The organism is Sporolactobacillus putidus (assembly GCF_014647035.1).
Lineage (GTDB): Bacteria > Bacillota > Bacilli > Bacillales > Sporolactobacillaceae > Sporolactobacillus > Sporolactobacillus putidus.
The window spans coordinates 172,784-178,889 of record NZ_BMOK01000007.1; the positions used below are offsets into that span (position 1 = coordinate 172,784).

Sequence of the window (6,106 nt, forward strand, 5' to 3'; positions counted from 1 at the left end):
AGGAGGAATGATCATGTCCATTTTTACAAAGGCTTATTGGCAAAGTGCCGCGGCCGAATTGAAAAAAGTGAACCGGCTGACGTTGGCCGCATTTGTCATTGCGCTTGTGACTGTTGTCGGTACATTCGCTATCCCCGTTTCGCAAAATCTGCATATTGTCTTCACCTTTTTATTTTTCGCTTTCGGTGCCATGATCTACGGCCCGGTTGTCGCTGCGGCTGCCGGGGCGGCGGCAGATATCGTCGGTTTCATCGCCCATCCGAGCGGCGCCTTTTTCCCCGGTTATACGTTGTCGGCTATACTCAGCGGGCTGATTTACGGTTTGTTTCTCTATCGGCAGCGGATCACTGTGCTGCGATTAATACTCGTGAAACTGATTATCAATTACGGCATCAATGTCGGACTCGGATGCCTTTGGAGCGCCATGCTGTTCGGTAAAGCTTACTCTTTCTTTTTCATCGCCAGTTTGCTGAAAAATACGCTGATGCTGCCGATCGAAGTCGCCATACTTTACGTTACGTTGCAAGTGTTGCTGCCGATTCTTACCGGTGCGCATCTGCTGCCCGGCAGCAAGAGTCAGAAACGGATCTCGCTTCTCTAAGGTCCACTGCCGGACTTTCACAGAAACAGCATAAAAGACATCAGCTGCAAAATCAGCTCCCCTCCGACAGTATCAGTGCCGGTGTTGCAGCGATCCATTGAAAAATCCGCCGGATGATCCCCGCCGGATTTTTTTTGGTGCGCCCGGCCTCTGTTTTTCTGATAAAGATATTATAAAGCGGTGATAGAGGAAGCTTTAAAATTTCAAAATAAAACTACATCTTTCAAACGAGTTGTCAGTTCTGTCGTCTGTTTGTTAAGCATCAATGTAACGAAATGAGAATTTTTCTGAAACATGAGTGTTATATTCAACTGATAAAGTAAAAGCAGCTAGAGTAAAGGATGTTCTTAAAATGAAAAAAGCCATTTTGTCATTAGCGGCAGTCATGTTTCTGTTATCGGGTTTCTCAAACAATGTAGCCTCAGCAAGAAGCTCGTACATAAAATTAAGTGTCCAGGCAACGGCCTATTGCGAACTTGGACTGACGGCAACCGGTTTCGATCTTTCAAAAAATCCGGATGCAAAGGTGATCGCTGTTGATCCGCGAGTTATTCCATTGGGCTCGAGGGTCTACATACCCGGATACGGAACCGCTGTTGCCAGAGATACCGGTGGAAGGGTGAAGGGACATATTATTGACCTGCATGTTCGGTCCTATGCGCAGGCGATTAAATGGGGAAGAAAAAGAGTGAACATTATCGTTTATCGTAATTGAGAAATAAGCGCACCTTTCATGTTATCGGATGAGGGGTGTTTTTCTTTGTGTTCTCTTATTTAAGCCGAATGAACGGAGAAAAACAGGGAAAAGTGATATTGAGGGGTTTGAGAAGGTATCGTACTTATTTTTTCGCATGATGATCGGCTGTTTCGGTTTTTTCATTCACTAGTTAGAAATTTTTTCGCTTTTTTCTCATGACATGATCGCTCAGTAATGATAAAATAAAGTCATGCTTTGTTGATTGCTGTCGTTTATTGTATTGTAAACGGTTGTTTCGTTAATTGCGGGTGTGTCCTTTAATCGGATGCCGCCTGTTGATTTAAATTTATTTTGAAAATGAAATGGAGCGAGTGAAAAATGGAAAAAACGTTTGTAGTCACTGATGAAACAGGTATTCATGCCCGTCCTGCGACGGTTCTGGTAAGCGAAGCGAGTAAATTCGAATCGAATATTAACATTGAATACAACGGCAAAAAAGCCAATCTGAAGAGCATTATGGGTGTTATGGCTTTAGGCATTATGCAAGGCGCTGAATTCACGGTAACGACTGAAGGCTCCGACGCGGATGAAGCTGTTGCGGCCATCGAAAAAGTCATTACTGCACAGGGTATTGGCAAAGAAAAATAAGAATGCTTCCGCTTAGCTCGAGCAGAAAAAGCGAATCCTTGGGAATTTTCCCTGAGGATTCGCTTTTTTAGTGCGCCCGATATGGCGCCTTTTATGAAAATTTCATACAGGGAAAAGAGATTGGCTAAAAAAATAAAAGTCGCCAATCCAAAATTTAAATAGGCTGCCCCATTGCCGGAAAATCGGCTAATCGGACAGCCTCTCAAGATACGGCCGTTTATTGTTATGTTGCCTGAGAAAAAGTGAGACTAGTCATTCTGCATAGTCAACCTGCGTTTCGCCGTATACTTGAGCATCACATGTGCCGCATAGGTTTGGACGATCAGAAAGAGCCCGCCAACGACCCAATAAAGCGGAAGTGCTGCGGAAGTAGACATAGATGCAAAAACAATCATGACCGGTGAAATCAGGCCGATCCACTGCATGGACTGCTGCTGGCTGTCATCACCTACCGGCATCAGCTTCTGGCTGACTTTAAACTGCAAAAAATAGACGACTCCGGCGGCAACCGTCAGAATAAGATCGGTATGCCCCAGACTGAACCACAGAAATCGATGTGAGGCGATTTCCCGTGAACTTCTAATCGCATAATAAAAACCCATCAGAATCGGCATCTGGATCAGAATAGGCAGGCAGCCGACAGTAGAAAGAGGATTAATATTATGCTTTTTGTAAACATCCATCATTTCCAGTTGAATTTTTTGTTTTTCAACAGGATCCTCTGCTTTCTTCAGTCTCGTTTGTATGTCTGCCAGTTCAGGTTTTAAGGCTTCCGTTTTTTTTCTTAAGTCAAATTGCCGGATATATTGTTTCATCATCAGTGGCGCAAGAACAAGCCGTATCAGAACGGTCAGGGTAATGATCGCCATGCCGTAGTTGTTTCCGAACAAAGAAGCTGTGAACTGGATCATGGTCGTAAAAGGCATAATTAGCTGTCCCAAATATTTTCCTCCTAAAATACGGCTGATGTTCGTCATCATGCATCAGCCTTTGAGTATTAAAAACGCAGATCAAGCACTCAAAATTTTAGAAGGAAAATCGTGATGTTCAGAGTCGCCGCCCGAACTTTCTTTTCTGCCCATGACATGCGACAGCCAGATGCTGAAAGAATCAACACGATGAACATGTGTCTGGACAGAGATACTGATCAGAGAGCATGGCTCAGACTCGCTGCAATAATGAAGCGAATATGCACGGGCTTTACCGAAACGGAAGGCGTGAAGGAAGGGTACCGACAAGCCCAAAATGAAAAGAAGTGACGGGAGCGCAGGGTCGTTCAGCATGTAAGTCAGTAAATCGATCATGACTGTCACCTTCTTTCCGTTGAAAACTGTATTCATTATATCATACGGATTGTCCTTTTATATTGAAAAGTGATCATCAATGGATTGTAAGGAAACGATACGTCCTGCTGTTCTTTTGTCGCGCCTTTTTCCGGATCAGCGGCTAGATTCAAAAAAAAACCGCCCTTTAAAAAGGACGGGCCAGATCTTACCTAAACTAAACATAATGAATCATGGCGGTAGTTAAAACTATAAAAGAATAATCGGAGTCAGAATGGGGGCGAATACAAGAGTGAAAATAGCCGCAAGCACCATGGCCAGGCTAGCCGCAGCTCCTTCCTCGCTGCCGAACTCGAGCGCCTTCGATGTTCCGGCTCCGTGAGCGCCCATTCCTAATAAGAGTCCGCGTGCTAATTTTTCTTTAATATGCAAATAGCGGATGATCATCGGGCCGAGAACCAGACCTGAGATCCCTGTGACAATAACGAAGATTGCGGTCATTGTCGGCACGCCGCCGATATTGAATGAAACAGCCATGGCGATGGGTGTGGTGATTGATCTTGGAAGAAGGCTAAGCAGATAGCTGCTCTGCAGGTGGACAATATGGCTGAAAAGGCCGGAACTGATCAGTGCAACCGTTACGCCTGTTGTCATGCTGACCGCAATGACTTTTAAATACTTCCTCATGACTTTACGGTACTTATAAAGCGGAACGGCAAAACCGACGACGGCCGGCTGGAGCAGATTGCCTAACCAGCGTCCGCCGCTGTCATAATCCGAATAGTCTATATGAAAACCGACGAGCAGTGAAGACAGAATACACGGAGCGACAAGAAGCGGCGATAGAAAAGCAAACTTGATTTTCCTGTATAACAGTTTTGAAAAATAATAGATCACGATGGTCATGATAATACAGCTTAATGCAATAAACATGGATTTATACCTCTTCCTTTTTCCCGGATAACTTATGAACGTAAAACTGGGCGACAAGTCCGGTGACAATCATGACCGTAATCGTGCTTAAAATAATCACGATCAGAAACTGAGAACCATGCTGAAGGATTTGATCCTTGTACTGAATGATAGCGACAGCAGAAGGAATAAAGAACAGCAGCATCTCGGACATCAGAAAGCTTGCTCCAAGTTCGATTTTTGACAGTTTCAGAACATTAAAGTAAAGCAGGGCAAGAACGATAAACAAGCCGACGATGCTTCCGGAAACCGGAAGATGCAGCACCGACACAATGACATTGCCGATCAGAGCAAAAAAATAAAGGACGGCTACCTGAACAGCAGTAAAGAAAATTTTTTTCATAACAGAATAACACTTCCTTATTTTTAGAGAAGCAAAAGCTGTGACATAACTCACACGTATTATACAAAAGAAATAATCGCAGGTACAATAGATATTAAGAATGAATAACATTCCAATCAATTATGGGCGGCGATGGAAACGGATATTAAACATCTTCATTATTTTCTGGAGGTAGCGGTCCAGAAAAGTTTTACGAAAGCCGCGCATCATTTATATATCACGCAGCCGACAATCAGCAAGATGGTCCGAGATATTGAAGATGAGCTGGGCATGACACTTCTCGATCGGTCGGGGAAAGAAATTGAATTGACTGATGCCGGGAAAATTGTCTTTGAACAGTCCCGAGAAATTGTTCGTTCATTTGATCATCTTTCGGACGAATTGGCCGATTTAACAAACGCTAAGAAAGGGAAGCTGACGATTGGGCTGCCCCCGATGATCGGAGCCTATTTCTTCCCCGCGATTCTTGGAAAGTTTCGTAGCGACTATCCGGGTATCAATCTGAACATTGTCGAATACGGTGCAAGGAAAGTGGCAAATTGCGTAGCCGAAGGCCAGCTTGATGTCGGGGTGACAGTCGGATCGTTTGACCGAAGAGTTTTCGACTCTTTCTTTTTTTATGACGATCCGTTGCGGCTTGTCGTGAACCATTCAAATCCTCTTTCAAAAAAAGAAAGTATCAGGCTTAGAGATTTAAAAAAGGAATCTTTTATTCTATTTCCAGACGGATTTTCGCTTCGGGGAATGATTTTGAAAAACTGTGAACGCGCCGGATTTCAGCCCAGAATTTTTTTTGAGAGTTCACAGTGGGATTTCATGATTAAACTCGTGTCCGAGGGGTTCGGTATCGCCCTTCTTCCTGAGAGCATGACAAAAAAAGCGGATCAGAAGTCGGTAGCCACGCTGCCGATTGAAGAAAAGGATCTAACATGGCGGCTGTCCATGATCTGGAAGAAAAACCATTACCTTTCCTTTGCAGCCAGGACCTGGATTTCCGAATCAAAAGAAGCCTTGAAAGGCGTTTAACTGACTTGCGGCGGATCAAAAAACGCAGGAGGGGTCCGTATTTTTTACTTCAATCGTTGCACGGTTTTTGCGGTTATTCTCAAATTGATCATTCAAATACTTTGTTCCTCCAGACATGTCTCCTTGGGCGAATGAATTTATCTAAGAAAATTTTAAAAGGGTTATTGACAGCGATTGATAAGGATGGTATATTAATTTGGTCGCTGTTGATAATTAAATTTTTGTTGACAGATGATGAATACGAAGGTACAATATTTATGCACTACCATAAGCAGCAGTTGACAGAAGATGCATTTTTTGATAGGATGTTTTAGCTGTCTTTGTGAATGATAGTTTTATGAATGTTCCTTGAAAACTGAACAAAAGCCAAGCGTGATTGAAAAAGGGTAAACCCTTGAATCAATTCAAAAAAGCTATGGATTCGAACGCGTATAAAAGATTGATACGGATAGAAATTATCCGGTAAGTACTACTTTTTGGAGAGTTTGATCCTGGCTCAGGACGAACGCTGGCGGCGTGCCTAATACATGCAAGTC

Annotated in this window: 8 protein-coding genes and 1 rRNA gene; 5 read left to right on the top strand and 4 right to left on the bottom strand. The window is 43.6% G+C overall.

Going from position 1 to position 6,106, the window contains the following annotated elements; translation table 11 throughout:
- The first annotated feature begins 13 nt into the window (after positions 1 to 13).
- The 3 genes from IEX81_RS10185 to IEX81_RS10195 all read left to right on the top strand — a co-directional run bounded on the left by IEX81_RS10185 (position 14) and on the right by IEX81_RS10195 (position 1,946).
- A complete protein-coding gene (locus IEX81_RS10185) occupies positions 14 to 601 on the top strand; it encodes a folate family ECF transporter S component (RefSeq protein WP_229727556.1) in 588 nt (195 codons plus the stop codon).
- A 352-nt stretch (positions 602 to 953) separates the two neighbouring features.
- Positions 954 to 1,316, top strand: coding sequence for a 3D domain-containing protein (locus IEX81_RS10190; protein ID WP_188802975.1), 363 nt, complete (start codon positions 954 to 956; stop codon positions 1,314 to 1,316).
- Positions 1,317 to 1,676: 360 nt separating this feature from the next.
- Positions 1,677 to 1,946 (top strand): phosphocarrier protein HPr, encoded by a 270-nt coding sequence (locus IEX81_RS10195; RefSeq protein WP_188802976.1) that lies wholly within the window; start codon positions 1,677 to 1,679, stop codon positions 1,944 to 1,946.
- Between the two features lie 248 nt (positions 1,947 to 2,194).
- On the opposite strand, the gene yidC is transcribed toward IEX81_RS10195, so the two are convergent.
- The 4 genes from yidC to IEX81_RS10215 form a co-directional block, all read right to left on the bottom strand.
- Positions 2,195 to 2,887 carry a membrane protein insertase YidC gene (gene yidC / locus IEX81_RS10200; RefSeq protein WP_229727557.1) on the bottom strand — a complete coding sequence of 231 codons (693 nt, stop codon included), beginning with the start codon at positions 2,885 to 2,887 and terminating at the stop codon, positions 2,195 to 2,197.
- 69 nt (positions 2,888 to 2,956) lie between these two features.
- A complete protein-coding gene (locus tag IEX81_RS10205) occupies positions 2,957 to 3,250 on the bottom strand; it encodes a hypothetical protein (protein WP_188802978.1) in 294 nt (97 codons plus the stop codon).
- Positions 3,251 to 3,478: 228 nt separating this feature from the next.
- On the bottom strand, positions 3,479 to 4,162 hold the full coding sequence (locus IEX81_RS10210) for an LrgB family protein (protein WP_188802979.1): 684 nt from the start codon (positions 4,160 to 4,162) through the stop codon (positions 3,479 to 3,481).
- 4 nt (positions 4,163 to 4,166) lie between these two features.
- Positions 4,167 to 4,544 (bottom strand): CidA/LrgA family protein, encoded by a 378-nt coding sequence (locus tag IEX81_RS10215; RefSeq protein WP_188802980.1) that lies wholly within the window; start codon positions 4,542 to 4,544, stop codon positions 4,167 to 4,169.
- Positions 4,545 to 4,676: 132 nt separating this feature from the next.
- Here IEX81_RS10215 and IEX81_RS10220 point away from each other — a divergent pair, with 132 nt between their 5' ends.
- Positions 4,677 to 5,570 (top strand): LysR family transcriptional regulator, encoded by an 894-nt coding sequence (locus IEX81_RS10220; RefSeq protein WP_188802981.1) that lies wholly within the window; start codon positions 4,677 to 4,679, stop codon positions 5,568 to 5,570.
- A gap of 473 nt (positions 5,571 to 6,043) precedes the next feature.
- Positions 6,044 to 6,106, top strand: a 16S ribosomal RNA gene (locus tag IEX81_RS10225); the annotation flags it as partial.